Raw genomic sequence first — 26,243 nt, 5'->3', positions numbered from 1 at the left:
CATGGGCCGCGCACCTGACGTCGGCGGGCCCAGCGTTGAAACAGTGTGCCAGCGCGAACCGGTGCTGGCTATCGGCGAACGACCAGATACAAACCAACGATCACCATGATTCCGGCGGGCCAATGGCCCAATTCGCTCAACGGTCCACCAGCCGCCAGCATTGCGCCACCTCCCAGGTGAGCCGCGCCAAGCAGCCGCAGGAACCAGTCATCCTTGCGTCGGTGCCACGGCGGCGCCGGGTCGTGTGCGTGGGGTTGGGACATGCGTTCGAGCAGGTCGCGGGTCATGTTGGCCAGGTGCGGGAGCTGCTCGAACTGGCTTTGCACGTTGCCCAGCAAGGTTTTGGGGCTGACGCGCTCGCGCATCCAGCGTTCGAGGAACGGTTGGGCGGTGTTCCACAGGTCCAGGTCCGGGTACAACTGGCGGCCGAGACCTTCGATGTTCAACAGGGTTTTCTGCAACAGCACCAACTGTGGCTGGACTTCCATGTTGAAGCGTCGCGCGGTCTGGAACAGGCGCATCAGCACCTGGCCGAAGGAAATATCTTTTAACGGTTTTTCGAAGATCGGTTCGCACACGGTACGGATCGCCGCTTCGAATTCGTTGAGCTTGGTCTCGGCCGGCACCCAGCCCGAATCGATGTGCAACTGGGCGACGCGACGGTAGTCACGCTTGAAGAAGGCGAACAGGTTGCGCGCCAGATAGTCCTGGTCTTCGGGGGTCAGGCTACCGACGATGCCGCAGTCGATGGCAATGTATTGCGGGCTCCACGGCTGCACCGTGCTGACGAAGATGTTGCCTGGGTGCATGTCGGCGTGGAAAAAACTGTCGCGAAACACCTGGGTGAAAAAGATTTCCACGCCGCGTTCGGCGAGCATCTTCATGTCGGTGCGCTGGTCGGCCAGGGTCGCAAGGTCGGTGACCTGGATGCCGTAGATACGCTCCATCACCAGTACTTTCGGCCGGCACCAGTCCCAATAGACTTGCGGCACATACAGCAGCGGCGAGCCTTCGAAGTTGCGACGCAGTTGGCTGGCGTTGGCCGCCTCGCGCAGCAGGTCGAGTTCGTCGTAGATGGTTTTTTCGTAGTCCTGGACCACGTCCACCGGGTGCAGCAGGCGGGCATCGGCCGACAACCGTTCGGCGGCGCGAGCGAGAATGAACAGCCACGCCAGGTCTTGGGCAATGATCGGCTTGAGGCCTGGGCGAATGACCTTGACCACCACTTCTTCGCCGCTCTTGAGCTGGGCGGCGTGAACCTGGGCCACGGAGGCCGAGGCCAGGGGCTCGACGTCGAAACGGCTGAAGACTTCGCTGATCTTCTTGCCCAGTTGTTCCTCGATCAGCGCCACCGACACCTTGGAATCGAACGGCGGCACGCGGTCTTGCAGGCGCATCAGTTCATCGGCGATGTCTTCGGGCAACAGGTCGCGCCGGGTCGAAAGGATCTGCCCGAACTTGATGAAGATTGGCCCCAGGTCCTGCAAGGCCAGGCGCAAGCGCGCGCCGCGACTCAGGTCCAGCGTTCGCCGGGGAAACCAGCGCCACGGCAGCACGAAGCGCAGGGCCAGGAGAAACCAGGGCAGCGGCAGGGCGAACAGCAGGTCATCGAGGCGGTAGCGGATCACGACGCGCTGGATGCGCAACAAACGGCGGACGGCAAGCAGCTTCATGCGTTATCGCTTGGTTTCAAGGGATCGGGAAAGGCGCTCGAAACGCGCCTCGAGACGTTCCAGGTCAAGTTTGACCTGGTCCAGTTCATTAAAACGGGCTTGTGCTTCGCGTTGGCCTACGAGGGTACGCGATTCTTCGGCCAGGTATTCACTCAGATTCTGTCCCAGGCTGGCGAAGCCCTGGCGATACCAGCGGCTGCGGCTGCGCAAATGGCCGCTGAGCAATTGGGTCGCCACCGGACCGATCCAGCGGGACACTTCGTATTCCCAGTCCAGCTCCAGGTCCTGGAGAGTTGCCGCCAGCTCCAGCAGTACGCCGCTGTCGCCGTCGAGCTCCACGTCGGGGCTGTGCAGCACCGCGGTCTTGTCCTTGCCCAGGGCCAGGTTCAGCAGGCTCGACGCCGGGGCGCGCAGCGTGCAATCCGCTGCGGCCTCCCAGTGCGCGGCGAGCAGCAGGCCTTCGTCGCTGGGCAGGATGAACAACCGCAACGTCGGGTTGCGGCAGTCGACGGCGATCACGCTACCGCTCAAGTGCGCCAGGCGCGCGAGCGCCGTGCTGTCCAGGCGCAGCACCCGGTTGAGGCCCAGTTCGACGCTGGCGAGCAGGCCGGTGAGAAGCATCAGGGTTTGATGCCGCGATGCAGGGCAACGATGCCTGCGGTCATGTTGTGGTAGGTCACGCGGTCGAAACCGGCCTCGACCATCATCGACTTCAGGGTTTCCTGGTTCGGGTGCATGCGGATCGATTCGGCCAGGTAGCGATAGCTTTCCGAGTCGTTGGTGATCAGCTTGCCCATCAGCGGCATGAAGGCGAACGAGTAGGCGTCATAGGCCTTGGACATCAGCGCGTTGGTCGGCTTGGAGAACTCCAGCACCAGCAGGCGGCCGCCGGGCTTGAGCACGCGCAGCATCGAGCGCAGGGCATCTTCCTTGTGGGTGACGTTGCGCAGGCCGAAGGCGATGGTCACGCAGTCGAAATGGTTGTCGGGGAACGGCAGCTTTTCAGCGTCGGCCTGGACGAACTCGACATTGCCGGCCACACCCAGGTCCAGCAGGCGGTCGCGACCGACCTTGAGCATGGATTCATTGATGTCGGCCAGGACCACCTGGCCGGTCGGCCCGACAATGTGGGAAAACTTCTTCGTCAGGTCACCCGTGCCACCGGCGATGTCCAGCACGCGATTGCCGCTGCGCACGCCCGACAGCTCGATCGCGAAACGCTTCCACAGGCGGTGCATGCCGCCCGAGAGCAGGTCGTTCATCAAGTCATACTTGGCGGCTACGGAGTGGAAAACCTCAGCGACTTTTTCCGCTTTCTGGCTTTCCGGCACGTTCTTGAAGCCGAAGTGAGTGGTGGGTTCGGCATCGCTGCCTTTGCGCTGATCAGTCATATCGCGGTCACCAAAAAAGAATGCGGGACATTCTAATCCCGGTAGAGGGCTTTGTCTTGGCAAGGCTGAAGGTAAGATGGGCTACCGCCGGGACGTTTTGACGCAGCCAGGGTCTGAAACGTTCAGGCAAGTCCCGATAAAACAGGAGTCACCCGATGGCCCGTATAACTGTTGAGCGAGCCCATGGCCTGGGCAAGGAAGCGGCGCGCGAGAAAGCCGACAAGTTGGCGCAGAAGTTGTCCGACAGCTATGGCCTGGAGCCGCAGTGGGTGGGCGACACCCTGAAACTCAAGCGTTCCGGGGTCAAGGGCGAAGTGCATGTGGGCGACGACTCGATCCGCGTCGACGTGGAGCTGGGCATGTTGATGTCGGCCATGAGCGGCACGATCAAGAGCGAAATCGAAAAAGCACTGGATAAGGCGTTGGCCTGATCGACCGAAAGGGTGGGTGGAATGCATGACTCAAGTTCACCACCCATCCACCCACAGGGGAAGTCATCGCCCTCAGTTTTGTGTCAGTTGTTAGGGTGCCCTTTCTAATTATTGTCACTACTTTGTGCCTGAGCCCGTCCCTGTGCGGGCAGTTCCTCAAACCTTTTTTCGAGTGAGGTGCACCATGGCCAAAGTTATTTTGAAGAAAAAAACCGACGTTGAATCTTCCACGCTCAGCGACGTGAAAACGTACGCGCGCAAGATCTGGCTGGCGGGCCTGGGCGCCTACACGAAGGTCGGCCAGGAAGGCAGCGAGTACTTCCAGGAGTTGGTAAAGGCTGGCGAAGTTATTGAAACCAAAGGCAAAAAGAAAATTGCCGGAAAACTTGAAGCGGCCAACAGCGAGTTGATTGAAGCCAAGAGCGAGGTCAATACTTTCAAGGCCCGGGTTGAAGTACAACTCGATAAAGTCGAGAAGGTATTCGATGCCCGTGTTGCAAGTGCCTTGAATCGTATCGGCATTCCGTCTAAACATGACGTTGAGACACTCTCTGCTAAGCTCGATGAGCTGACAGCATTGCTCGAACGTGTCGCGCGTAAACATTAAGGAGAACGGGATGGCTGGCAAAAAAATCACAGAAAAAGAGGGCAGCTCGTGGGCCGGGAAGATTGAAAAGTATTCCCGCAAAATCTGGCTTGCTGGTTTAGGCGTGTACTCGAAGATCGACACTGACGGCAGCAAGCTCTTCGAGTCCCTGGTTAAGGACGGCGAAAAGGCCGAAAAACTCACCAAGACGGCAGTCGGCAAACAAGTCGATGCAGCCAAGGACTCTGCCGAGTCCGCCAAGTCGCGAATCGGCGGCGTGAAGGATCGTGCACTGGGCAAATGGGACGAACTGGAAGGGGCTTTCGACAAGCGCCTGAACAGTGCGATCTCGCGTCTGGGTGTGCCGAGCCGTAATGAAGTCAAGGCGCTGCACAGCAAGGTCGACACCTTGACCAAGCAGATCGAAAAACTCACCGGCGCCAAAGTCGCACCCGTGGCGGCCAAGACTGCAGCGGCCAAGCCGGCCGCTAAAACGGCGGCCAAGCCACTGGTCAAGGCTGCGGCAAAACCCGCCGCCAAACCTGCGGCGAAAGCAGCGGCCAAGCCCGCGGCTAAAACTGCTGCGGCCAAACCTGCTGCCAAGGCGGCGGCCAAACCGGTAGCGGCCAAACCTGCGACCAAAGCGGCAGCCAAGCCTGCGGCCAAACCCGCGGCTAAAACGGCGGCGGCCAAACCGGCAGCGAAACCCGCCGCCAAGCCTGCGGCAAAAGCGGCGGCCAAACCTGCTGCGGCGAAAAAACCGGCCGTGAAAAAACCGGCCGCGCCGAAAGCCGCTGCACCGAAGGCGCCGACCGCGGCCGCCAAACCGGCAACCCCGACGAGCCCGGTGAACTCCGCCGCCGCTCCAACCCCGGTCGCCACGCCAACTCCAGCGCCGGCTCCATCGACGCCTACCACCCAGTCCTGATTCTGCGGGACATGCAAAAACGCCCGGCCTGTAAAGGTCGGGCGTTTTTGTTTGTACGCAGGTCAACCTGTGGGAGCGAGCTTTGTGGGAGCAAGGCTTGCCCGCGATGAAAACGCCGCGGTCTCTTGAGGACCGCAGCGCCTGGATCGCGAGCAAGCTTTGCTCCCACAAAGCTCCCACAATGGATCTGCCACTGCCGGTGGTTAGTCGTGTTCTTCCAGGTAGCGCAACGCCAGTTGCTCAGTCGCCACTTTGGTCGCGGGCGGCAGGTGCGGGGCCACCAGCATCATGATCTGGTAGACCACCAACCGAACCTCGCCTTCGCGGTCGAGGATTCGCTGGTAGTCCAGGGAGAACAGCAAGGTCATGGTGATCTGCTCCACCAACTGCCCCAGGGCCTGGGTATCGCTGACCAGTAATTCCTGGGCCTTGAGTTGCGCCAGCAGTGAGGCAAGGGTGCGCTTCAGGGCATTGAGCAACTGGCGGATGCCCTTGGCCAGCTTCGGCAGGCGTCCGGCCAGGTTCGACAGGTCCTGGAACAGAAACCGGTACTGAGCCAGGCGCTCGACGATCAAGTGCAGGAACAGCCAGTAATCTTCCGGCGCCAACTGCACGTCCGCCGGAGGGTCCAGCAGCGGTGCCAGTTCGCCCTGGAACCGCTCGAACAACCCGAGGATCAGCGGCTCCTTGCCATGAAAGTGGTAATAGAGGTTGCCCGGGCTGATGCCCATTTCGTTGGCAACTTCCATGGTGGAGACGTTCGGTTCGCCCTTTTCGTTGAACAATTGCAGGGCACATTCAAGGATACGGTCGCGGGTTTTCATCCGGTCTTCTTAATGATCAAGTCATGCCACGGCCAATCGCCTGGCCGTGGGGTGAGACCTTCAGCGCACGCGAACATAGGTCCCGGGAGCGGCGTCCAGGGGCGGGTAGTTCGCGTTGCCCAAGGTCATCTGGGTTTCGTGTTGGGCGCCGGAACGTTCCTGGATCCAGCCCAGCCATTGGGTCCACCAACTGCCTTCGACGTGCTTGGCGTCGTAGTACCAGGCCCGTGGGTCGCTGCTCAGTTTCGCGCTTTCGATGAAGTTGGCCTTGGGGTTGCCCGGCGGGTTGAGGATGCTCTGGACATGGCCGCTGTTGGAAAGCACGAAGCGTTTTTCGCCACCGAGCAGCAACGTCGAGCGATACACCGCGTCCCAGGGCGTGATGTGGTCGTTGATGCCGCCCACGCTGAAGCTGTCCACCGTCACTTTCTGCAGGTCGATGGGCGTGCCGCACACTTCCAGGCCGCCGGGATGGGTCAGTGGGTTGTGTTTGAAGAAATCCAGTAGGTCGCCGTGGTAAGCCGCCGGCAGCCGGGTGCAGTCGTTGTTCCAGTAGAGGATGTCGAAGGCCGGTGGCTCCTTGCCCAGCAGGTAGTTGTTGATGAAGTAGGTCCAGATCAGATCGTTGGGGCGCATCCAGGCAAACACCCGGGCCAGGTCGCGGCCATCGAGGATGCCTTTCTGGTAGGAACGACGCTTGGCGGCTTCGAGAGTCTGCTCGTCGATGAACAGCGTGGCCTGGCTGTCGATCTGGCTGTCCAGCAGGCTCACCAGGTAAGTGGCACTGGCGACCCGGCGCAACTGGCGCTTGGCTTGCAGGTGGCCTTGCAGGGCCGCGATGGTCAGGCCCCCGGCGCAGGCGCCCATCAGGTTGACCTCGCGGGCGCCAGTGATCGCCCGGCAGACGTTCATGGCCTCTTCCACGGCCTCGACGTAGCTGGACAGGCCCCATTCGCGGTGGCGTACGTCAGGGTTGCGCCAACTGATGATGAAGACCTGCAAACCGTTTTTCAGGGCGTACTGGACGAAGCTGTTGGAAGGACTCAGGTCGAAAATATAGAACTTGTTGATCTGCGGCGGCACGATCAGCAACGGCTTGGCGTATTGCTTTTCGCTCATGGACCGGTACTGGATCAGCTCGAGCAATTCGTTGCGAAACACCACCGCGCCAGGGGTGGTCGCCAGGGTCTTGCCGACTTCAAAGGCATGGGGCGTGGTTTGTCGCGGCAACCCGTCGTTGTGCAGCAGGTCGTCCACCAGATGGCTGAGGCCTCGGACCAGGCTGCTGCCGCCGGAGTTGAACAGTTCCTTGACCGCCAGCGGGTTGAGTAAGGTATTGGACGGTGATACGGCGTCGTTGAGCAGGGCGAAGGCGAAGTGGGCTCGGGCGCGGTCATCCTGGCTCATGGTGCTGTCGTCGATCCAGCTCGTGACCTGCTTCTGCCAGCTCAGGTAAGCCTGCAGGCTGCGGCGGTAGAACGGATTGAGCTGCCAGGTGGGGTCGGCAAAACGCGGGTCGTTGGGGTTGGTGGGGTGCAGGGTCTCGCCCAGCAGCACGCGGCCCAGTTGGCCGCCCAGTTTCAACGCGTGCCGGGCACTGTGCACCGGGTTGCGCAAGCCGTGTGCGGCGACGCTGCGCAAGGTCGACAGCAAGTCCCTGCCACGCAGGCCGGTGACCGCACTTTGTGCGTTGATGAAGTTGGCAGGGGCGGGTATGGAACCCTTCGCCGGTTTGTCGCGCATGAGTCAACTCCTTCGTCATCAGGCTAAAAACAAACACACCGAACCAGACAACATAGTCGCTGTTTCGGGTCGCTGCGCGGTCCGGCGTCCTGCCAGGCGCTAATGGGCGGTTTCAGCCGCCGCCCAGCGGCGAGGGATGCGGATGCATCACGGCACGCTGACGTTCTTCCTCGAGGAATTTCATGATGATCGGTGCCACTGCCTCGGCCCGGGTGATCAGGAACAGATGGCCGTCATCGATGATGTGCAATTGGGCGTTGGGAATGCGCCAGGCCAGCATTCGCATGTTGATCAGCGGGATCAGCGGATCGTCGTCGCCGGCCAGCACCAGGGTCGGCTGGTGGATCTTGTGCAGCCAGTGGATGCTGGTCCAGCCCAGGCCGGCGAACAGTTGCCAGTAATAACCGAGCTTGCCCGCCGAACGAACCTTGGCCGCATGGCTGGCCGCCAGGCTCGGGTCGCGACGGAACGAACCGCCGTAGATCAGTGGGGCGATACGCATCACGTGGGACGGTTGAACGTAGCGCCGGGGGCTGGCCATCATCCACAGCACCTTCGGTTTGCCCGGCACCATCACCGCCCCAGCCGCCGTGGCCGCCAGCACCAGCTTCTTGCAGCGCTCGGGGTAGTCGTAGGCGAACTGCTGGGCCAGGGCGCCCCCCCATGACACGCCGATCACGTTGACCTGCCCATAGTCCAGGTAATCGAGCATCCGCGCGGTGAGTTTGGCCAGGCCAGGAAAGCGATACGGCCGGTTGGGCGTCGATGAACCGCCAACGCCGGGCACGTCAAAAGCGATGACTTCCAGGTCCGGGTCCAGGGCCTGGATGAACGGGAACACCAGCTCGAGGTTGGCGCCAATGCCGTTGAAAATCAGCAGGGGCGTCAAGTGAGGCTTGCCGGGACGTACCGCGGTGCGCAAGGTCTGGCCATCCAGATCGACGGTACGGAAGATGTACGGTTGCGGCATGCTTCAAGCCCTGTGGGTTGGGTCGCTGTCTTTCATTTTTCCCCTATCCCCTGTGGGAGCGAGCTTGCTCGCGATTGCGATGTGTCAGCACATACAGGTGTTGAATGTGCCGCCGTCATCGCGAGCAAGCTCGCTCCCACATGGGATCTGCTGTGAACATGAGTTTTATGTTCGCCAGCGCTGTGGGCCTTGCATTCAGTGTCGGCTGGCGGGATGTATTCGTGAGCAAGCCCACTCCCGCAGCAGACGAGTTGCATCCATTACCGCTCATGCACATAAGTGCCGGGCGCCGCTTCACCGGCCGGGTAGGCCTTGTTGCCCAGCACGGTCGGGGCTTTCTTCAGTTTGCCCGAGCGCTCGGCCTGCCAGGCCTGCCAGTGCAGCCACCAGGAATCGGTGTGCTTGGTGGAGTTTTCCTGCCAGTCCTCGGCCTTGGCCGGCATCTCCTCGCTGGTCATGTAGCGCGACTTGGGGTTGCCTGGCGGATTGAGGATGCTCTGGATATGGCCGCTGCTCGACAGCACGAACTCCACCTTGCCGCCAAACAACTGCGCCGACTTGTAGCAGGACTTCCACGGCGTGATGTGGTCGTTGGTGCCGGCCAGAGAGTAGATGTCGGCGGTGACCTGCTTGAGGTCGATGGGTGTGCCGCACACTTCCAGTGCATTGGGACGGATCAGTGGATTGTTCTTGAACATTTCGATGAGGTCGCCGTGGAACGCCGCCGGCAGCCGTGTGGTGTCGTTGTTCCAGAACAGGATGTCGAACACGGGCGGCTCGTTGCCCAACAGGTAGTTGTTGACCCAGTAGTTCCAGATCAGGTCGTTGGGGCGCATCCAGGCGAACACCTTGGCCATGTCGCGGCCTTCGAGTACACCGGCCTGGTAGGAGTGACGCTTGGCCGCCTCCAGGGTCTGTTCGTCGACGAACAGTGCCACGTCGGTGTCCAGGGTGGTGTCGAGCACACTCACCAGCAAGGTCAGGGCATTGACCTTTTTCTCGCCGAGGGCGGCGTAATGGCCCAGCAGCGCGGTGCAGGTGATGCCGCCCGAGCAGGCCCCTAGCATGTTTATGTCCTTGCTGCCGGTGATGGCCGTGACCACGTCCACCGCCTCCTTGAGCGCTTCGATGTAAGTCGACAGGCCCCACTCGCGCTGCTCCTTGGTGGGGTTGCGCCAACTGATGACGAAGGTTTGCACGTTGCTGCGCAGGCAGAAGCGCGCCAGGCTCTTGTCCGGGCTCAGGTCGAATACGTAGAACTTGTTGATCTGTGGCGGCACCACCAGCAGCGGTCGCTCGTGGACCTGCTCGGTGATGGGCCGGTAGTGGATCAGCTCCAGCACGTCGTTGCGAAACACCACGGCGCCTTCGGTCACGCCCAGGCTCTTGCCGACCTCGAACGCACCCATGTTGACCTGGCTCGGCATCCCGCCGTTGTGCACCAGATCCTTGGCCAGGTGGGACAGGCCGTCCAGCAGGCTCTTGCCGCCGGTTTCGAAGAAGCGCTTGACCGCCGCCGGGTTGGCCGCCGAGTTGGTCGGGGCCATGGCTTCGGTCATCAGGTTGATCACGAAATGCCCGCGGCTGATGTCCGCGGGCGAGAGGTTGCTGTCGTCGATCCAGGCGTGCAGTTCCTTGCGCCACGCCAGGTAGGTTTGCAGGTAGCGCTTGTAGAGCGGGTTCTGGCTCCACGCCGGGTCGGCGAAGCGACGGTCGTCGCCGGCCGGTTGCAGTTCGGATTTGCCGAACAGGACATTCTTGAGTTCGACGCCGAAATGGGCGACGTGCTTGACGCTGTGCAGCGGTTGCTTGATGGCCTGGGTCAGCACCATGCGGGCAGAGGCCAGCAGATCTTTTCTGCGCAAGCCGACGACGGGATTCAACCCCAGGGTATTTTCCGAGGCTTGATACTTCAGGTCATCGTTGTTCTTGTTGCTCATCTACGACGCTCCATTGTCCTTCAGACGAGTACCCGGATCGTGCCATGAAGCCACACAGCCGATACCAGATACGCTGCTCGGGTGACCATTAATTCCGCATCGAGGTCCAATGAGGAAACGTATGCCAGGAACTCGTCGGTTCCTTTGCAGGTAACTTGCCAGCTCCATTGGTTACCCGAGTTTAATTTTTTTCGCAAGCAGGCCAGTCATTGACGTTGCCGCGCGGGCATTCAAGCAGATGAGTCTAGAAAATTCGCCCTAAAGCGCCAGCCCTTGAGTTAGAGCATCAGCTTGACGACGGACTCGTTCGGATCGCGGGTTTTCCCGGCAGCCTTTAGTTCGCCAAGATAATCGTTCCACAAGTCTTCCTGACGCACCGCCAACTGATAGAGATAGTCCCACGTGAACAGTCCGCTGTCGTGGCCGTCGTCGAAGGTCAGTTTCAGTGCGTACTGGCCGGCCGGTTCGACCTTGGTCAGGGCAACGTTGAGCTTGCCGTATTGCAGGATAGGTTTGCCGTGGCCCTGGACCTCGGCGGAAGGCGAGTGTACCCGCAGGAACTCGGCGGGCAGGTGATACTCCTCGTCCGGCGCGTATTTGAGCGTCAGGGTCCTGGAGGCTTTGTGCAGGTTGATGGCGGTGGGGAGTTTGGTCATGGGATCGTCAGTCTCTTGAAGCCTTGCGTGAACAATATGTGGCGAGGGAGCTTGCTCCCGCTGGAGGGCGAAGCCCTCCCAAAAAGACTAGCGACCATCCGCCTGATAAGCGGCGGCCTCGGGTTTTTGGGGCCGCTTCGCGGCCCAGCGGGAGCAAGCTCCCTCGCCACAGAAGCTCGCTCACACTGGGTGTGGCTTACAGGATATACCGCGACAGGTCTTCGTTCTGCGCCAGCTCACCCAGGTGGCTGTTGACGTACTCGGCGTCGATGAGGATCGGCGCTTCGTTGTGGGCGCTCGCCAGATCACCAGCGCTGAACGAGACTTCCTCGAGCAGGCGTTCGAGCAGCGTGTGCAGGCGACGGGCACCGATGTTCTCGGTCTTCTCGTTGACCTGCCAGGCGATCTGGGCCAGGCGCTTGATGCCTTCTGGCGTGAACTCGATGTTCAGGCCTTCGGTCTTGAGCAGCGCGCAATACTGTTCGGTCAGGGACGCGTGGGGCTCGCTGAGGATGCGTTCGAAGTCTTCCGGCGTCAGCGCCTTGAGTTCGACACGGATCGGCAGGCGACCCTGCAGCTCCGGCACCAGGTCGCTCGGCTTGCTCAGGTGGAACGCGCCGGAAGCGATGAACAGGATGTGGTCGGTCTTGACCATGCCCAGCTTGGTGTTGACCGTGCAGCCCTCGATCAGCGGCAGCAGGTCGCGTTGTACACCTTCGCGGGACACATCGGCACCGCCGACATTGCCGCGCTTGGCGACCTTGTCGATTTCGTCGATGAACACAATGCCATGCTGCTCGACCGCCTCCAGCGCCTTGGCCTTCAACTCTTCTTCGTTGACCAGGCGGCCGGCTTCCTCATCGCGCACCAGTTTCAGGGCTTCCTTGACCTTGAGCTTGCGGTTTTTCTTCTTGCCCTTGCCCATGTTGGCGAACAGGCTCTGCAACTGGTTGGTCATCTCTTCCATGCCGGGCGGCGCGGAAATATCGACGCCGGCCATTTCGGCCACTTCGATCTCGATTTCCTTGTCGTCCAGCTGGCCTTCGCGCAGGCGCTTGCGGAACAGCTGGCGGGTGTTGGAGTCCTGGGTCGCGGCGGCGTCGGCGTTGAAGCCCATGCGCGCTGGTGGCAGCAGGGCGTCAAGGATGCGCTCTTCGGCGGCGTCTTCGGCGCGGTGGCGGACCTTGGTGATTTCCTGTTCGCGCAGCAGCTTGATGGCGGCATCGGCCAGGTCACGGATGATCGACTCGACATCGCGACCGACATAACCGACTTCGGTGAACTTGGTGGCTTCGACCTTGATGAACGGCGCGTTGGCGAGTTTGGCCAGGCGACGGGCGATTTCGGTTTTACCAACACCGGTCGGGCCGATCATCAGGATGTTCTTGGGGGTCACTTCGACGCGCAGTTCTTCGGGCAGTTGCATCCGGCGCCAGCGGTTACGCAGGGCGATGGCGACGGCGCGCTTGGCATCGTCCTGGCCGATGATATGGCGGTTGAGTTCGTGGACGATTTCGCGGGGAGTCATGGACATAATAATGGGTGGTCCTCAAGCAAGAATGGGCCGTGGCGTGGGTCGCCTGGACAGGCTTATTCCGCGAGGTCCTGCTCCTCAATGGTCTGGGTGTGGTTGGTGAAGACACAGATGTCGCCGGCAATGCCCAAGGCAGTCTCGACGATCTCACGGGCCGACAGGTCGGTTTTTTTCAGCAGGGCGCTGGCCGCAGCCTGGGCGTAGGCTCCGCCGGAACCCATGGCGATCAGGCCGTCTTCGGGCTCAACGACGTCGCCGTTGCCAGTGATGATCAGCGAGGCGTCCTTGTTGGCGACCGCGAGCATGGCTTCGAGGCGGCTCAGGGAGCGGTCGGTACGCCATTCCTTGGCCAGTTCCACGGCGGCACGGACCAGGTGGCCCTGGTGTTTCTCAAGCTGGCCTTCGAAACGTTCGAACAAGGTGAAGGCGTCGGCAGTGGCCCCGGCGAAACCGGCGATGACTTCGCCGTGATACAGGCGGCGGACTTTCTTCGCGTTGCCTTTCATCACGGTGTTGCCCAGTGAAACCTGGCCGTCGCCGCCCATGACGACTTTGCCATGACGGCGGACTGAAACGATGGTGGTCAAGGGAGAGTCTCCACGCAGCGGGGCGAAAATGCCCGGATGGAACTCATATGGGGGTGGCGCGGGGTTTTTCAACTGCGGGGTGGGGGAGGGGACGAGTGGTGTCTGGCTGTTTTGACAGAGAGCTTTTCTGTGGCGAGGGAGCTTGCTCCCGCTGGAGCGCGCAGCGGTCCCAAGCTTTTGGGCTGCTACGCAGCCCAGCGGGAGCAAGCTCCCTCGCCACAAAAGACCGTCGCCACCACTCACTACCGCAGGGATGCGGAGATCAGCGGCTCTGGCGTTGTTGTAACAACAGGTTGCTGAAACCGCTGCCAGCCAGTTGCTTCTGGGCCTTGGTCAGTTCTTCGCGGTTGCTGAACGGCCCGACCAGTACCCGGTACCAGGTTTCGTCCTTCACGGTGCCGGACTCCACCGACACGGACTGGCCCAGCAGAATGATCTGCGCCCGGACCTTGTCGGCGTCGGCTTCCTTGCGGAACGAACCGGCCTGGAGGAAGAACTTCGTCACCGGCGCGGCTTTCTGCACCGGTGGGGCCGGTGGCGGCGTGATGCCGGCCAAGGCCGCCTGGGCGCGAGCGGTGTCGATTTTCGCCGCTTCGGCCGGGGTCACCGGCGTGGTGGGCACCTGAGGCACTTGCGGCGTCGGCAGGGTTTTCTCCGGCACGGCCTCGGGCGGCACGATGACTTCCGATTCCGGCAGCAAGGTGTAGAAGTCGTACTTCGGCTTCACCGGTTGCGTCGGGCTCGGCGGGGTCTTGTTCGCCTCGGCGATCCGCGTGGCTTTCTGCTGTTCTTGTCGGACGCGCTTGACGTCATCGCCCTGGCCCGGCTCCAGCTTCATCAGGAACACAATGAACGCGCCGACGGTCAGGCCGATGGCCATCCACAACCAGCCCGGAATCGGTTTTTTGGCTGGAGGCTGGTAACGACTGGCGCCGCGCTTGGGTGCAGGTTTTTTCTTGGCGGCCAACTTACATGCGCTCCAGGGTTTCCAGGCCCAGCAGTTCCAGGCCTTGCTTGAGCGTACGCCCGGTCAGCGCGGCGAGGCGTAGGCGGCTCTGCATTTGCTCTGGGGTTTGCGCGTTGAGGATCGGGCAGTTCTCGTAGAAGCTGGAGAACAGGCCGGCGACATCGTACAGGTAGGCGCACAGGGTGTGCGGTGTGCCCTTGTCGGCGACGTTATTCAGTACCTCGCCGAACTGCGCCAGCTTCGCCGCCAGCTCCTGTTCATGAGGGGCCTCGAGCACAATCTGGCCGTCCACTTCATTGAAGCTTTTGCCGAGCTTGCGGAACACCCCCGCCACGCGGGTGTAGGCGTACAGCAGATACGGCGCGGTGTTGCCTTCGAAATTGAGCATCAGGTCGAAGTTGAAGCTGTAGTCGCTGGTGCGGTGCTTGGACAGGTCGGCGTATTTCACCGCGTCGATGCCCACGACCTTGGCGATCTTGCGCAGTTCGTCTTCGGCCAGCTCGGGGTTCTTGCCCTTGACCAGGGTGTAGGCGCGGTCCTGGGCTTCGGTCAGCAGGTCGATCAGCTTCACCGTGCCGCCATCGCGGGTCTTGAACGGGCGGCCGTCGGCGCCGTTCATGGTGCCGAAGCCCATGTGTTCCATTTCCATCGGATGGGTCACGAAACCGGCCAGGCGTGCGACTTCGAACACTTGCTGGAAGTGCAGGGCCTGGCGCTGGTCGACGAAGTACAGCACGCGATCGGCCTTGAGCACGCCGTTGCGGTAGCGCACGGCCGCCAGGTCGGTGGTGGCGTAGAGGTAGCCACCGTCGGCCTTGACGATGATCACCGGCAGCGGCTCGCCATCGGCGGTCTTGAACTGGTCGAGGAACACGCACTGGGCGCCGTTGCTTTCCACCAGCATGCCCTTGGCCTTGAGGTCGTTGACCACGTTGATCAGGTCGTCGTTATAGGCGCTTTCGCCCATCACGTCGGCCATGGTCAATTTGACGTTCAGCAGCTCGTAGATTTTCTGGCAGTGGGACAGGGAGATGTCCTTGAACTTGCTCCACAGCGCCAGGCACTCGGCATCGCCGGCCTGCAGCTTGACCACCAGGCCCCGGGCGCGGTCGGCGAACTCGGGCGACTCGTCGAAGCGTTGCTTGGCGGCGCGGTAGAAGTTCTCCAGGTCCGACAGCTCGTCACTGGTGATCGGGTTTTCCTGCAGGTAGGCCATCAGCATGCCGAACTGGGTGCCCCAGTCGCCGACGTGGTTCTGGCGGATCACCGTGTCGCCGAGAAACTCCAGGACCCGGGCCACGCCGTCGCCGATGATGGTCGAGCGCAGGTGGCCGACGTGCATTTCCTTGGCCAGGTTGGGGGCCGAGAGGTCGACCACAGTGCGCTGCAACGGGCCGGCCTTGCGCACGCCAATGCGTTCGTCAGCCAGGGCCGCGTCCAGGCGCGCAGCCAGGGCCTGGGTGTTCTGGAAGAAATTGATGAACCCGGGCCCGGCAATGTCCGCCTTGCTGACGTTCTCGTCGGCCGGCAGCGCATTGATGATTTTCTCCGCCAGGTCTCGTGGCTTCATGCCAGCTGGCTTGGCGAGCATCATCGCGATGTTGCTGGCGAAATCGCCGTGGGTCTTGTCGCGGGTGTTTTCGACCTGAATCGCCGGCGACAGGCCTTCTGGCAGCACACCTTCAGTGACGAGTTGGGCGATGGCTTGCTGGATGAGCTGGCGAATGGTGTCTTTCATGGTCTTCTCTTTCAACCGCAGGCGCGGCGGCGCTTCGATGCGCTGGTGGAAAAACTGGGCATTATCCGTGGCGAAGACGGGCTTGCCAACTGTAGCGGGTCGGTTGGGGATGTGTGGTGACTATTCTTGGTGACCTGGATGTACACAATCCCCTGTGGGAGCGAGCTTGCTCGCGATGGCGGCGGGTCAGCTTGCATTGATGTTGAATGCCAGACCGCTATCGCGAGCAAGCTCGCTCCCACAAGGGGTTGCTAATACAAATCCACCGGATCCACATCCAGCGACCAGCGCACCGCCCGCCCGCTGGGCATCTGTTCCAGCACCAGCAGCCAGGCGCTCAGCAGTCGATGCAGCGGTGCCCGGGCATTGGCCTGTAATAAAAGCTGCGCGCGATAGCGCCCGGCCCGCCGTTCCATCGGTGCCGGTACCGGGCCCAGGAGTTCGATGCCGGTGAGATTCTGCTCCGCCAGCAAGCGTTCTGCCTCGCTGCAGGCCTCATCGAGAAAACCTTCGGCCTGCCCCGGCTTGTGGGCTTCGGCCCGCAACAGCGCCAGGTGGGCAAAAGGCGGCAGGCCGGCGCTGCGGCGTTCGCTCAAGGCCTGTTCGGCGAAGGCGAAATAACCTTGTTCGGTCAGTTGGATCAACAGCGGATGATCGGCCAGGTGGGTCTGGATGATCACCTTGCCCGGCTCCTCGGCCCGCCCGGCCCGGCCTGCGACCTGGACGATCAACTGCGCCATGCGCTCGCTGGCGCGGAAGTCACCGGAAAACAGTCCGCCGTCGGCGTCGAGGATCGACACCAGCGTGACCCGTGGGAAGTGGTGCCCCTTGGCGAGCATCTGCGTGCCCACCAGGATGCACGGCTGGCCCTTCTGGATCGTGGCGAACAACTGGTTCATCGCGTCCTTGCGCGAGGTGCTGTCGCGATCCACCCGCAGTACCGGGTAATCGGGGAACAGGATGCCCAGCCGTTCTTCGGCACGCTCGGTGCCGGCACCGACCGGGCGCAAGTCCACTTTGCCGCACTGCGGGCAATGCCTTGGCACGCGCTCGACGTGGCCGCAATGGTGGCAACGCAGCTCGCCATGGCGTTGGTGCACGGTCATCCGTGCGTCGCAACGTTCGCAGCCCGACATCCAGCCGCAGTCGTGGCACAACAGGGTCGGGGCAAAACCGCGGCGATTGAGGAACACCAGGACCTGTTGCCCGGCGGCCAGGGTCTGGCCGATGGCTTGCTGCATTGGCCCGGAAATGCCGCTGTCCAGCGGGCGACTTTTCACGTCCAGGCGCAGGAAGCGCGGTTGCTTGGCGCCGCCGGCCCGCTCATTGAGGCGCAGCAGGCTGTAGCGGCCAGTGTAGGCGTTGTGCAGGCTTTCCAGCGATGGCGTGGCCGAGCCGAGGACGATCGGAATGTTTTCCTGGCGGGCGCGCACCAGCGCCAGGTCGCGGGCGTGGTAGCGCAGGCCTTCCTGCTGTTTATAAGAGCCGTCGTGTTCTTCGTCGATGATGATCAGGCCAGGGTTCTTCATCGGTGTGAACAGGGCCGAACGGGTGCCGATGATGATATCGGCCTCGCCGTCACGGGCGGCGAGCCAGGCCTCCAGGCGTTCGCGGTCGTTGACCGCCGAATGCACCAGGGCGATCCGGGCGTTGAAGCGCTGTTCGAAGCGCGCCAGGGTTTGCGGGCCGAGGTTGATTTCCGGAATCAGCACCAGGGCCTGCTTGCCGGCCTCCAGGGTCTGGCGGATCAGTTGCAGGTAGACCTCGGTCTTGCCGCTGCCAGTGACACCGGCCAGCAGAAAGGCGTGATAGCTGTCGAGACCTGCGCGAATCGCTTCGCAAGCAGCCCGCTGTTCGGCGTTGAGCGGCAGTTCCGGCTGGGCCAGCCAATGTTCATGGCGGACACCGGGGGCGTGCCTGCGCACTTCCACCTGCACCAGGTCCTTGGCCAGCAGCAGATCGAGACTGTCCTTGCTGAGCATCAGTTTGCTCAGCAATTGATGCGCCACGCCGTGGGGATGCTGGGCCAGGGTCGTCAAGGCCTCACGCTGGCGCGGGGCACGGGCGATGCGCGGGTCGTCCAGCGAGGCGCCGGGGGCCACCGACCAGAAACGCTCCTGGCGCGCCTCGGCCGGTTCGCCCTGGCGCAGCAGCACCGGCAGCGCCCAACTCAGGGTGTCGCCGAGGCTGTGCTGGTAATACTGGGAGGTCCACAGGCACAACTTGAACAGCGCGGCGGGCAGCGGTGGCGTGGCATCGAGCAGGGCCAGGGCTGGTTTGAGCTTGTCGACCGGAACCGCGCTGTGGTCGGTGACCTCCACCAGGATACCGATCATTTCCCGCCGGCCGAACGGCACCCGCAGGCGCATGCCCGGCTGCAACTGGGCGCGCAGGACCCCGGCCGGGGCGCGGTAGTCGAACAGGCGGCGCAGGGGCGAAGGCAGGGCGAGGCGCAGGATGGCGTCGGGCACGCGGGGGATCTCGATAGGCGGACAAGTTCGCAAGGCTGAGCACGATTCAATGTGGGAGCGAGCTTGCTCGCGATGGCTGCGGCACAGCCAGTATCACTGCAACTGACCCACCGCTATCGCGAGCAAGCTCGCTCCCACAGGGATTGTGCTTGAGGCCGGGAGCCTAGCAGACGGTTGGTACAAGTCATAGCTTGCGTGATTGATGTTGTCTGGTAGAATCCGCGGCCTAATTACGTGCGGTATTCAACAATAGTGTTGGATGGCGGCACGCTAGCCTGAGGAAAACAGCATGAAAACCGATATCCATCCGGAATACCCAGCAATTGCCGTAACCTGCAGCTGCGGCAACAAGTTCGAAACGCGTTCGACCTACGGCAAAGCCCTGGCGATCGACGTTTGCAACGAATGCCACCCGTTCTACACCGGTAAGCAAAAGACTCTGGATACCGGCGGCCGTGTTCAGAAGTTCGCCGATCGTTTCGGTGCTTTCGGCAAGGTTACTCCAAAAGCCTGAGGCTGATCATTCTGGAGGATCGTCTCGACCACTCCAGATTGATAAAGAAGGCGTCCCTTGTGGACGCCTTTTTTGTGTCTGCGATAAATCGAGGTGTCGGGTTTCGTCGCGTTCAATGGGCGGCGTGGGATGTCTCGGCGAAAAATTGTAGACATTTTTCTCTCTGATTGTATGCATGTAGGCCTTGTGTTTCGCGGCCCTTGGCCCAAAGTCGTAGGGCTGGGCGCTTGACAGTAGTGACTGGTCAGTCTTGTGGGGACTTTACGAGGCGCGTATCCTCGGCGGTCCGTCTGTCCAACACAGTAAAAAGCGGAATGCCCACATGTCTGATCTGAAAACTGCCGCTCTCGAATATCACGCTCATCCTCGTCCAGGAAAGCTGAGTGTCGAGCTCACCAAGGCCACCGCTACTGCTCGCGACTTGTCGCTGGCCTACAGCCCCGGCGTAGCCGAACCAGTCCGCGAAATCGCTCGCGACCCTGAACTGGCCTACAGATACACCGGTAAAGGCAACCTGGTTGCAGTCATTTCCGATGGCACCGCGATTCTCGGCCTGGGTAACCTCGGCCCATTGGCTTCCAAGCCGGTCATGGAAGGCAAGGGCGTGCTGTTCAAGCGCTTCGCCGGCATCGACGTATTCGACATCGAAGTCGATTCCGAGAGCCCGCAAGCCTTCATCGACACCGTCAAGCGCATCTCCATCACCTTCGGTGGCATCAACCTGGAAGACATCAAGGCACCTGAGTGCTTCGAGATCGAGCGCGCCCTGATCGAACAGTGCGACATTCCGGTATTCCACGATGACCAGCACGGCACCGCCATCGTTACCGCGGCCGGCATGATCAACGCCCTGGAAATCGCCGGCAAGACCCTGCCGGAAGCCAAGATCGTCTGCCTCGGCGCTGGCGCTGCGGCCATCTCCTGCATGAAGTTGCTGGTGAGCATGGGCGCCAATATCGAAAACATCTTCATGGTCGACCGTACCGGTGTGATCCACTCCGGCCGTGACGACCTGAACCAGTACAAGGCCGTGTTCGCCCACGCGACCGAGAAGCGCTCCCTGGCGGACGCGCTGGACGGTGCCGACGTGTTCGTCGGCCTGTCGGGCCCGAACCTGCTGAGCGCGGAAAACCTGCTGCGCATGGCGCCTAACCCAATCGTGTTCGCGTGCTCGAACCCGGATCCGGAAATCGCCCCGGAACTGGCGCACGCGACCCGTAACGACGTGATCATGGCCACCGGCCGTTCGGACTACCCGAACCAGGTCAACAACGTACTGGGCTTCCCGTTCATCTTCCGTGGTGCCCTGGACGTTCGCGCCAAGCGCATCAACGAAGAAATGAAAGTCGCGGCCGCCAACGCCCTGCGCGAACTGGCCAAGCTGCCGGTGCCTCAGGAAGTGTGCGACGCCTACGGCGGCATCAAGCTGGAATTCGGTCGTGAGTACATCATTCCGAAACCAATGGACGCCCGCCTGATCACCTTGATCTCCGATGCCGTCGCCAAGGCCGCCATCGAGACTGGTGTGGCCACCCTGCCGTATCCGAAGAACTACCCGCTCAAGAGCGTGGATGACGTGTTCAACGGCTAAGCCGTTGTAGCGCTTCAACGAAAAGCCCCGGCTCCTGTGAGTCGGGGCTTTTTATTTCGATAGGAACAACCCTTCAAGAAAACCACAGAGCCCGTGGCGAGGGAGCTTGCTCCCGCTGGGCTGCGCAGCAGCCCCAAAAGAGGCGGTCGCTGCGCAACCGAGCGGGAGCAAGCTCCCTCGCCACGGGTTATCTACACAATGTCCGATTGAAAAAGCCCCGCACTTCTTCCGAAGGCGGGGCTTTTTTTGGGGGGGCGGTCAGAACAGATCGATCGGCGCCGCTTCATCCGCCGGCAGCGGGCTGCCCGGTGCCACGCCGTTGCCCAGCTCGTTGACCGACGGTGGCGTGTCTTCGCTCTTGAACAGCTCGAAGTACGCACCCGGGGTGCCTGGCGTGGCGGCGCGGCCACTGACCGGGTCGACCCGCAGGCTGAGGATGCCTTCCGGTTCCGGCTGGGTGTGCGGCGGCTTGTCCTTGAGGGCGGCGCCCATGTAGCTCATCCAGATCGGCAGCGCCACGGTGCCGCCGAACTCGCGGCGACCCAGGCTTTCGGGCTGGTCGAAACCGGTCCAGACGGTGGTTATGTAATCGGCGTTGTAGCCGGAGAACCAGGCGTCCTTGGATTCGTTGGTGGTACCGGTCTTGCCCGCCAGGTCGGTGCGGCCCAGGGCCAGGGCGCGGCGGCCAGTGCCGAGCTTGATCACGTCCTGCAGCATGCTGTTGAGAATGTAGGTGGTACGGCCATCGACAATGCGTTCCGCGATGGCAGGCGCTTGGGGCAGGCCAGGGGGCGTGGTGGCTTCACCTGGTGTCGCATTGACCGTGAACGTCTCGGTGGACGGTGCGGCGACGCCATCGCTGGCCTGCTCACCCGTGGGAACGCGTGGTGGATTGGCGACGAACAGTGTTTCGCCGTTGCGGCTTTCAATCTTGTCGATGATGTACGGGGTGATCTTGTACCCGCCGTTGGCGAACGCGCTCCAGCCTGTGGCGATCTCCATCGGCGTCAAGGTCGCGGTGCCCAGGGCCAGGGACAGGTTGCGCGGCAGGTCCTGCTTGTTGAAGCCGAACTTGCTGATGTAGTCGATGGTGCGATCCACGCCCAATGCCTGCAGCAGGCGGATCGAGACCAGGTTGCGGGATTTGTACAGTGCCTCGCGCAGGCGAATCGGGCCGAGGAACGTATTGGTGTCGTTCTTCGGTCGCCAGACCTTGTCCAGGTACTCATCGACGAACACGATTGGCGCATCGTTGACCAGGCTGGCGGCGGTGTAGCCGTTATCCAGGGCGGCGCTGTAGACGAACGGCTTGAAGCTCGAGCCCGGTTGGCGCTTGGCCTGCAGCGCCCGGTTGTAGTTGCTTTGCTCGAAGGCGAAGCCGCCCACCAGGGAGCGGATGGCACCGTCCTGCGGGTCGAGGGACACCAGTGCACCTTGGGCGGCCGGGATCTGGCTGAACTTCAGGGTGTTGTCCGCCTGGCGCTGGACGCGGATCAGGTCGCCGACCTGGGCGACATCCGACGGCTGCCGTGGGGTGGCGCCCATGCTGTTGGTATTGAGGAACGGACGGGCCCATTTCATGGTGTCCCAGGCCACGTGCTCTTCCTGTTCGCCGCTGCGGGTCAGCACCTTGATGCCGTCCTTGTCCACCGACGTGACGATCGCCGGCTCCAGGCTGCTGATGGTGCGCTGCTTGGTCAGCTCCAGTGCCCAGGCTTCCTTGGTCTTGCCCGGCAGGCGCGATTCAGGGCCGCGGTAGCCGTGGCGCTGGTCGTAGGTCATCAGGCCTTCGTGCAGGGCGGTGTTGGCCATTTCCTGCAAGTTGCTCGGCACCGTGGTGGTCACGCGGAAACCTTCAGTATAAGCATCGCTGCCATAGCGCCCGACCATCTCGGCACGGGCCATCTCGGCGATGTACGGGGCGTTCACTTCCGGGGTCGGTACGTGATAGCTGGCGTTCAGCGGTTCATTGATCGCGGTGGTGTAGTCGGCCTCGCTGATCTTGCCGAGCTTGTACATGCGCCCCAGGATCCAGTCGCGACGCTCCTTGCTGCGCGCCGGGTTGGCCAGCGGGTTGAAGCGCGACGGTGCCTTGGGCAGGCCGGCGATCATCGCCATCTGCGCCAGGCTCACATCGCGGATCGACTTGCCGTAATACACCTGCGCCGCCGCCTCGATGCCGTAGGCGCGGTTGCCCAGGTAAATCTTGTTCACGTACAGCTCTAGGATTTCATCCTTGGTCAACTGCCGCTCGATCTGCAGGGCCAGGAGGATCTCGGTGGTCTTGCGCGAGAAGCTGCGCTCGCTGGACAGGAAGAAGTTCTTGGCCACCTGCATGGTGATGGTGCTGCCGCCGGACTGGATGTGCCCGCTCTTGACCAACTGGCTGGCGGCACGCATCAGGCTGCCTGGATCGACGCCATAGTGATTGGCGAAGTTATCGTCTTCAGCACTTAGTAACGCATTGATGAAATTAGGGGGAATGTCGGCGAAACGGATGGGTGTGCGGCGCATTTCGCCAAATTCGGCAATCAACTTGTTGTCGCTGCTGTACACCCGTAGGGGAATCTGCAACTGAATACTTCTCAGCGCCTCCACGGACGGCAATCCCGGACTAAGGTAAAGAAAGGCACCGCTCAGGCCCAAGAGCAGTCCGCAGAAAACGGCGACGATGGACCATCCGAAAAATTTCAGCAGACGAATCAAGGCTTTTGGATATCCAGGCAAAGAATGAAAAAGGCGCCAGGTGCAGGGATGGACCCGTGCTTGCAACAAAGCGAAAAAAAACGCTGGGCATTATAAGCATTTTTTTTCGTCGGGAATGCCATCCGGACGTCCGTCGGACCGGAGTGATTGAACGCAATGCGTATTAGAGAGTCCGTAACTCACGGATAGTCATAGGGAATTGGTAGTGCTACGACTCTTCAATAAAAAAGCCCATGCGCTTCTGGGAATCGACATCAGTTCGACGTCGGTGAAGCTGCTCGAGTTGAGCCGCCAGGGTGAACGCTATCGCGTCGAGTCCTACGCGGTCGAACCGTTACCAGCCAACGCCGTGGTCGAGAAGAACATCGCTGAACTCGAAGGGGTGGGGCAGGCGTTGTCGCGGCTGTTGGCCAAGGCCAGGACGCCCCTGCGTAGCGTGGCGGTGGCCGTGGCGGGTTCGGCGGTGATCACCAAGACCATCGAGATGGACGCCGGCCTGTCCGACGATGACATGGAAAACCAGCTCAAGATCGAGGCCGATCAATACATTCCCTATCCCCTGGATGAGGTGGCCATTGATTTCGAAGTGGTGGGTGTTTCGCCACGCAGTACCGAGCGCGTCGAAGTGCTGCTGGCGGCGTGCCGCAAGGAAAACGTCGAGGTCCGCGAGGCCGCGTTGGCGCTCGCCGGGCTGACGGCCCGGGTGGTCGATGTGGAGGCTTATGCGCTGGAGCGCGCGTTCGGCCTGCTCGCCACGCAACTGGCTGCCTCCCAGGAACGGCTGACCGTGGCAGTTGTCGACATCGGTGCCACCATGACCACCCTCAGCGTGCTGCATAACGGGCGCATCATCTATACCCGCGAACAGTTGTTCGGCGGCCGCCAGCTGACCGAGGAAATTCAGCGCCGCTATGGCCTGACACCCGAGCAGGCGGGCCTTGCAAAGAAGCAGGGTGGCCTGCCCGACGATTATCTCAGCGAGGTACTGCAACCTTTTCGCGAGGCCCTGGTACAGCAGGTGTCGCGGTCCCTGCAATTTTTCTTCGCCTCAGGCCAGTACAGTGCGGTGGACCACATTCTGCTGGCCGGGGGTACTGCTTCGGTCGCCGGTCTGGATCGGTTGATCGAGCAGCGCCTGGGCACGCCGACCCAGGTGGCCAACCCGTTTACCAACATGGCCCTGAGCAGCAAGGTCAACGCCGGCGCCCTGGCCAGTGATGCGCCAGCACTGATGATTGCCTGTGGGCTGGCCCTCAGGAGTTTCGACTGATGGCGCGGATCAACCTGCTCCCCTGGCGCGAAGAGCTGCGTGAAGAACGGCGCAAGCGCTTTTTGCTGGCCTTGGTGGGGGCACTGGTCGGCGCGGTCGGCGTGGTCCTGGTCGCGGTCCGTTACATCGACAGCGCCATCGACCAACAGGTTGCTCGCAATAGCCATCTCTCAGGGCAGATCGCCGTGCTGGACGAGCGCATCAAGCAGATCAGCGAATTGAAAGCCCGGCGCCAGCAATTGCTGGAGCGCATGCGCATCATCCAGGACTTGCAAGGTAACCGGCCGGTCAGTGGGCGCATCTTCGACCAGTTGGTGCGGACCTTGCCGGACGGGGTGTATTTCACCGAAGTGAGGATGGAAGAGCGGACGCTCTCGATCAAGGGGGCCGCGGAGTCGAACAACCGGGTCTCGGATCTGATGCGCAACCTGGACTCGTCGGACTTGTTCGACACGCCCAGCCTGACGGAGGTCAAGGCCACCACCGCTGGGCAGCTCGACCAGGCCAACGTTTTCCAGCTGACGGTTCGCCAGACCCGCCCGGCCGATGCGGAGGACGCCCAATGAAACCGGGGGAGTGGTTCGACGCGCTGCGCAAGATCGACCTCAGTGACCTGGACACCAACAACATCGGTTCCTGGCCGGTGCCCGTCAAGTGGCTGGCGGGTGTCCTGCTGGTGGTCCTGGTGCTGGGGCTGGGCTATAACTTTGCCTTGAGTGACCTGGAGAATCAGTTGCAGCAGGTGCGCGAGGAAGAAAACACCCTCAAGGCGCAATTCGCGGGCAAGGCCCACATGGCCGCGAACCTGGAACGCTACACCGAGCAGATGAAGCAGATGGAAACGTCTTTTGGTGTGCTGTTGCGGCAATTGCCCAGCGATACCGAAGTGCCGGGCCTGCTGGAGGACATTACGCGCACCGGCCTGGGCAGCGGCCTGGAGTTCGAGGAAATCAAGCTGCTGCCGGAGGTCACCCAGCCGTTCTACATCGAGTTGCCAATCCAGATCACCGTCACCGGCGGCTATCACGACCTGGCGACGTTCGTCAGTGGGGTGGCGGGGCTGCCCCGGATTGTCACGCTGCACGATTTCGAGATCGCCCCGATGGAGCCCGAGGCAGGCGCGAAGCTGCGCATGAGCATCCAGGCCAAGACCTACCGATACAACGAGCAGGAGGCGCAACCATGAGGCCGGTGTGTCGCATCTGCCTGCTGGCAGGCCTGGTTGCGCTGGCGGGGTGCAACAACGATGAGGGTTTCAGCGACCTGGACGCCTACATGAACGAAATGCGCCTGCGGCCGCCCGGCAAGATCGAGCCGACGCCGACGTTCAGGCCCCACGAGACCTTTACCTACAGTGCCGCCAACCTGCGCAGCCCGTTTTCCCGGCAGGTCCGCGTGGACCAGGCCGACCGGCAGCGGGGCTCACGCAACGTCCGGCCCGACCCCAGCCGAGTCAAGCAGTACCTGGAAGGCTTCAACATCGAGCAGTTTGAAATGGTCGGTACGATCTCCAACGTCAGTGGCTCCTTCGCGCTCCTGCGGGGCGCGGGCGGGGTGCATCGGCTCAAGGTCGGTGACTATCTGGGGCGCAACGACGGGCGGATCGTCAACATCAGTGCCACCCAGGTCGATGTGGTCGAAATCGTTCCCGATGGCGAGGGTGCCTGGCTGGAGCGACCACGGACCATTCCTTTGAAAGAGCATTCATAGTGGAACTCGAACA

22 protein-coding genes and 1 pseudogene are annotated in these 26,243 nt (G+C 62.1%); 9 read left to right on the top strand and 14 right to left on the bottom strand.

What is annotated here, in order from left to right:
• Positions 1-68: 68 nt before the first annotated feature.
• The 3 genes and pseudogenes from ubiB to ubiE form a co-directional block, all read right to left on the bottom strand.
• Entirely contained in the window at positions 69-1,673 is a 1,605-nt protein-coding gene (ubiB, locus tag Q7F16_RS20075; RefSeq protein ID WP_014336148.1) for a ubiquinone biosynthesis regulatory protein kinase UbiB, read from the bottom strand.
• A pseudogene (locus tag Q7F16_RS20070) lies at positions 1,670-2,294 on the bottom strand (ubiquinone biosynthesis accessory factor UbiJ). The gene ubiB and the pseudogene Q7F16_RS20070 overlap by 4 nt, the downstream one beginning before the upstream one ends.
• Positions 2,294-3,064 carry a bifunctional demethylmenaquinone methyltransferase/2-methoxy-6-polyprenyl-1,4-benzoquinol methylase UbiE gene (gene ubiE / locus Q7F16_RS20065; protein WP_003196937.1) on the bottom strand — a complete coding sequence of 257 codons (771 nt, stop codon included), beginning with the start codon at positions 3,062-3,064 and terminating at the stop codon, positions 2,294-2,296. The pseudogene Q7F16_RS20070 and the gene ubiE overlap by 1 nt, the downstream one beginning before the upstream one ends.
• Positions 3,065-3,219: 155 nt before the next feature.
• Between ubiE and Q7F16_RS20060 the strand changes: the two genes are divergently transcribed.
• The 3 genes from Q7F16_RS20060 to Q7F16_RS20050 all read left to right on the top strand — a co-directional run bounded on the left by Q7F16_RS20060 (position 3,220) and on the right by Q7F16_RS20050 (position 5,009).
• Positions 3,220-3,495: a polyhydroxyalkanoic acid system family protein gene (locus Q7F16_RS20060; protein ID WP_014336150.1), complete on the top strand. Its 276-nt coding sequence runs from the start codon at positions 3,220-3,222 to the stop codon at positions 3,493-3,495.
• Positions 3,496-3,679: 184 nt separating this feature from the next.
• The gene (locus tag Q7F16_RS20055) at positions 3,680-4,102 is read left to right on the top strand and encodes a phasin family protein (RefSeq protein ID WP_046064121.1); all 423 of its coding nucleotides are present in this window, start codon (positions 3,680-3,682) and stop codon (positions 4,100-4,102) included.
• Between the two features lie 10 nt (positions 4,103-4,112).
• On the top strand, positions 4,113-5,009 hold the full coding sequence (locus Q7F16_RS20050) for a phasin family protein (protein WP_409557400.1): 897 nt from the start codon (positions 4,113-4,115) through the stop codon (positions 5,007-5,009).
• Positions 5,010-5,212: 203 nt separating this feature from the next.
• Here the strand turns inward: Q7F16_RS20050 and Q7F16_RS20045 are convergent, their stop codons facing one another.
• The 10 genes from Q7F16_RS20045 to Q7F16_RS20000 all read right to left on the bottom strand — a co-directional run bounded on the left by Q7F16_RS20045 (position 5,213) and on the right by Q7F16_RS20000 (position 18,439).
• Positions 5,213-5,833 carry a TetR/AcrR family transcriptional regulator gene (locus Q7F16_RS20045; RefSeq protein WP_046064123.1) on the bottom strand — a complete coding sequence of 207 codons (621 nt, stop codon included), beginning with the start codon at positions 5,831-5,833 and terminating at the stop codon, positions 5,213-5,215.
• Positions 5,834-5,893: 60 nt separating this feature from the next.
• Positions 5,894-7,576: a class II poly(R)-hydroxyalkanoic acid synthase gene (gene phaC, locus Q7F16_RS20040; RefSeq protein ID WP_095963518.1), complete on the bottom strand. Its 1,683-nt coding sequence runs from the start codon at positions 7,574-7,576 to the stop codon at positions 5,894-5,896.
• A gap of 112 nt (positions 7,577-7,688) precedes the next feature.
• Positions 7,689-8,546, bottom strand: coding sequence for a poly(3-hydroxyalkanoate) depolymerase (gene phaZ, locus Q7F16_RS20035; RefSeq protein ID WP_003186648.1), 858 nt, complete (start codon positions 8,544-8,546; stop codon positions 7,689-7,691).
• A gap of 260 nt (positions 8,547-8,806) precedes the next feature.
• Complete coding sequence (gene phaC, locus Q7F16_RS20030; RefSeq protein ID WP_014336154.1) at positions 8,807-10,486, bottom strand: class II poly(R)-hydroxyalkanoic acid synthase; 1,680 nt, start codon at positions 10,484-10,486, stop codon at positions 8,807-8,809.
• 278 nt (positions 10,487-10,764) lie between these two features.
• Complete coding sequence (locus Q7F16_RS20025) at positions 10,765-11,142, bottom strand: gamma-butyrobetaine hydroxylase-like domain-containing protein (RefSeq protein WP_018606686.1); 378 nt, start codon at positions 11,140-11,142, stop codon at positions 10,765-10,767.
• Positions 11,143-11,338: 196 nt separating this feature from the next.
• Positions 11,339-12,676 (bottom strand): ATP-dependent protease ATPase subunit HslU, encoded by a 1,338-nt coding sequence (gene hslU, locus Q7F16_RS20020; RefSeq protein ID WP_003196955.1) that lies wholly within the window; start codon positions 12,674-12,676, stop codon positions 11,339-11,341.
• Positions 12,677-12,732: 56 nt separating this feature from the next.
• Complete coding sequence (hslV, locus tag Q7F16_RS20015; RefSeq protein ID WP_003196958.1) at positions 12,733-13,263, bottom strand: ATP-dependent protease subunit HslV; 531 nt, start codon at positions 13,261-13,263, stop codon at positions 12,733-12,735.
• Positions 13,264-13,525: 262 nt separating this feature from the next.
• Positions 13,526-14,230, bottom strand: a complete 705-nt coding sequence (locus tag Q7F16_RS20010) for an SPOR domain-containing protein (RefSeq protein WP_014336156.1) — start codon at positions 14,228-14,230, stop codon at positions 13,526-13,528.
• A 1-nt stretch (position 14,231) separates the two neighbouring features.
• Entirely contained in the window at positions 14,232-15,968 is a 1,737-nt protein-coding gene (gene argS, locus Q7F16_RS20005; protein WP_046065069.1) for an arginine--tRNA ligase, read from the bottom strand.
• Positions 15,969-16,219: 251 nt separating this feature from the next.
• A complete protein-coding gene (locus Q7F16_RS20000) occupies positions 16,220-18,439 on the bottom strand; it encodes a primosomal protein N' (protein WP_409556658.1) in 2,220 nt (739 codons plus the stop codon).
• A gap of 289 nt (positions 18,440-18,728) precedes the next feature.
• Here Q7F16_RS20000 and rpmE point away from each other — a divergent pair, with 289 nt between their 5' ends.
• Positions 18,729-18,953 (top strand): 50S ribosomal protein L31, encoded by a 225-nt coding sequence (gene rpmE, locus Q7F16_RS19995; RefSeq protein ID WP_014336159.1) that lies wholly within the window; start codon positions 18,729-18,731, stop codon positions 18,951-18,953.
• 322 nt (positions 18,954-19,275) lie between these two features.
• On the top strand, positions 19,276-20,544 hold the full coding sequence (locus tag Q7F16_RS19990) for a malic enzyme-like NAD(P)-binding protein (RefSeq protein WP_014336160.1): 1,269 nt from the start codon (positions 19,276-19,278) through the stop codon (positions 20,542-20,544).
• Between the two features lie 258 nt (positions 20,545-20,802).
• Here Q7F16_RS19990 and Q7F16_RS19985 read toward each other — a convergent pair whose 3' ends face one another.
• On the bottom strand, positions 20,803-23,247 hold the full coding sequence (locus tag Q7F16_RS19985) for a penicillin-binding protein 1A (RefSeq protein ID WP_373419637.1): 2,445 nt from the start codon (positions 23,245-23,247) through the stop codon (positions 20,803-20,805).
• A gap of 208 nt (positions 23,248-23,455) precedes the next feature.
• On the opposite strand from Q7F16_RS19985, the gene Q7F16_RS19980 reads away from it, so the two are divergent.
• From Q7F16_RS19980 to Q7F16_RS19965, 4 genes are read left to right on the top strand one after another with little or no spacing between them, the layout of a single operon-like run.
• Positions 23,456-24,520 (top strand): pilus assembly protein PilM, encoded by a 1,065-nt coding sequence (locus Q7F16_RS19980; protein WP_014336162.1) that lies wholly within the window; start codon positions 23,456-23,458, stop codon positions 24,518-24,520.
• Positions 24,520-25,086, top strand: a complete 567-nt coding sequence (locus tag Q7F16_RS19975) for a PilN domain-containing protein (protein ID WP_046065071.1) — start codon at positions 24,520-24,522, stop codon at positions 25,084-25,086. The genes Q7F16_RS19980 and Q7F16_RS19975 overlap by 1 nt, the downstream gene beginning before the upstream one ends.
• Complete coding sequence (pilO, locus tag Q7F16_RS19970; protein ID WP_014336164.1) at positions 25,083-25,706, top strand: type 4a pilus biogenesis protein PilO; 624 nt, start codon at positions 25,083-25,085, stop codon at positions 25,704-25,706. Before Q7F16_RS19975 ends, pilO begins: the two co-directional genes overlap by 4 nt.
• Positions 25,703-26,230, top strand: coding sequence for a pilus assembly protein PilP (locus Q7F16_RS19965; protein WP_014336165.1), 528 nt, complete (start codon positions 25,703-25,705; stop codon positions 26,228-26,230). Before pilO ends, Q7F16_RS19965 begins: the two co-directional genes overlap by 4 nt.
• Positions 26,231-26,243: the final 13 nt, after the last annotated feature.

The organism is Pseudomonas sp. Lb2C2 (assembly GCF_052112205.1).
In the GTDB taxonomy this organism is placed as follows: domain Bacteria; phylum Pseudomonadota; class Gammaproteobacteria; order Pseudomonadales; family Pseudomonadaceae; genus Aquipseudomonas; species Aquipseudomonas kilonensis.
This window is presented reverse-complemented; position numbering and strand designations above follow the sequence as displayed.

Coding starts and splice junctions, on each gene's coding strand:
- ubiB (WP_014336148.1), bottom strand. CDS start 1,673: ATGAAGCTGCTTGCCGTCCGCCGTTTGTTGCGCATCCAGCGCGTCGTG.
- ubiE (WP_003196937.1), bottom strand. CDS start 3,064: ATGACTGATCAGCGCAAAGGCAGCGATGCCGAACCCACCACTCACTTC.
- Q7F16_RS20060 (WP_014336150.1), top strand. CDS start 3,220: ATGGCCCGTATAACTGTTGAGCGAGCCCATGGCCTGGGCAAGGAAGCG.
- Q7F16_RS20055 (WP_046064121.1), top strand. CDS start 3,680: ATGGCCAAAGTTATTTTGAAGAAAAAAACCGACGTTGAATCTTCCACG.
- Q7F16_RS20050 (WP_409557400.1), top strand. CDS start 4,113: ATGGCTGGCAAAAAAATCACAGAAAAAGAGGGCAGCTCGTGGGCCGGG.
- Q7F16_RS20045 (WP_046064123.1), bottom strand. CDS start 5,833: ATGAAAACCCGCGACCGTATCCTTGAATGTGCCCTGCAATTGTTCAAC.
- phaC (WP_095963518.1), bottom strand. CDS start 7,576: ATGCGCGACAAACCGGCGAAGGGTTCCATACCCGCCCCTGCCAACTTC.
- phaZ (WP_003186648.1), bottom strand. CDS start 8,546: ATGCCGCAACCGTACATCTTCCGTACCGTCGATCTGGATGGCCAGACC.
- phaC (WP_014336154.1), bottom strand. CDS start 10,486: ATGAGCAACAAGAACAACGATGACCTGAAGTATCAAGCCTCGGAAAAT.
- Q7F16_RS20025 (WP_018606686.1), bottom strand. CDS start 11,142: ATGACCAAACTCCCCACCGCCATCAACCTGCACAAAGCCTCCAGGACC.
- hslU (WP_003196955.1), bottom strand. CDS start 12,676: ATGTCCATGACTCCCCGCGAAATCGTCCACGAACTCAACCGCCATATC.
- argS (WP_046065069.1), bottom strand. CDS start 15,968: ATGAAAGACACCATTCGCCAGCTCATCCAGCAAGCCATCGCCCAACTC.
- rpmE (WP_014336159.1), top strand. CDS start 18,729: ATGAAAACCGATATCCATCCGGAATACCCAGCAATTGCCGTAACCTGC.
- Q7F16_RS19990 (WP_014336160.1), top strand. CDS start 19,276: ATGTCTGATCTGAAAACTGCCGCTCTCGAATATCACGCTCATCCTCGT.
- Q7F16_RS19975 (WP_046065071.1), top strand. CDS start 24,520: ATGGCGCGGATCAACCTGCTCCCCTGGCGCGAAGAGCTGCGTGAAGAA.
- pilO (WP_014336164.1), top strand. CDS start 25,083: ATGAAACCGGGGGAGTGGTTCGACGCGCTGCGCAAGATCGACCTCAGT.
- Q7F16_RS19965 (WP_014336165.1), top strand. CDS start 25,703: ATGAGGCCGGTGTGTCGCATCTGCCTGCTGGCAGGCCTGGTTGCGCTG.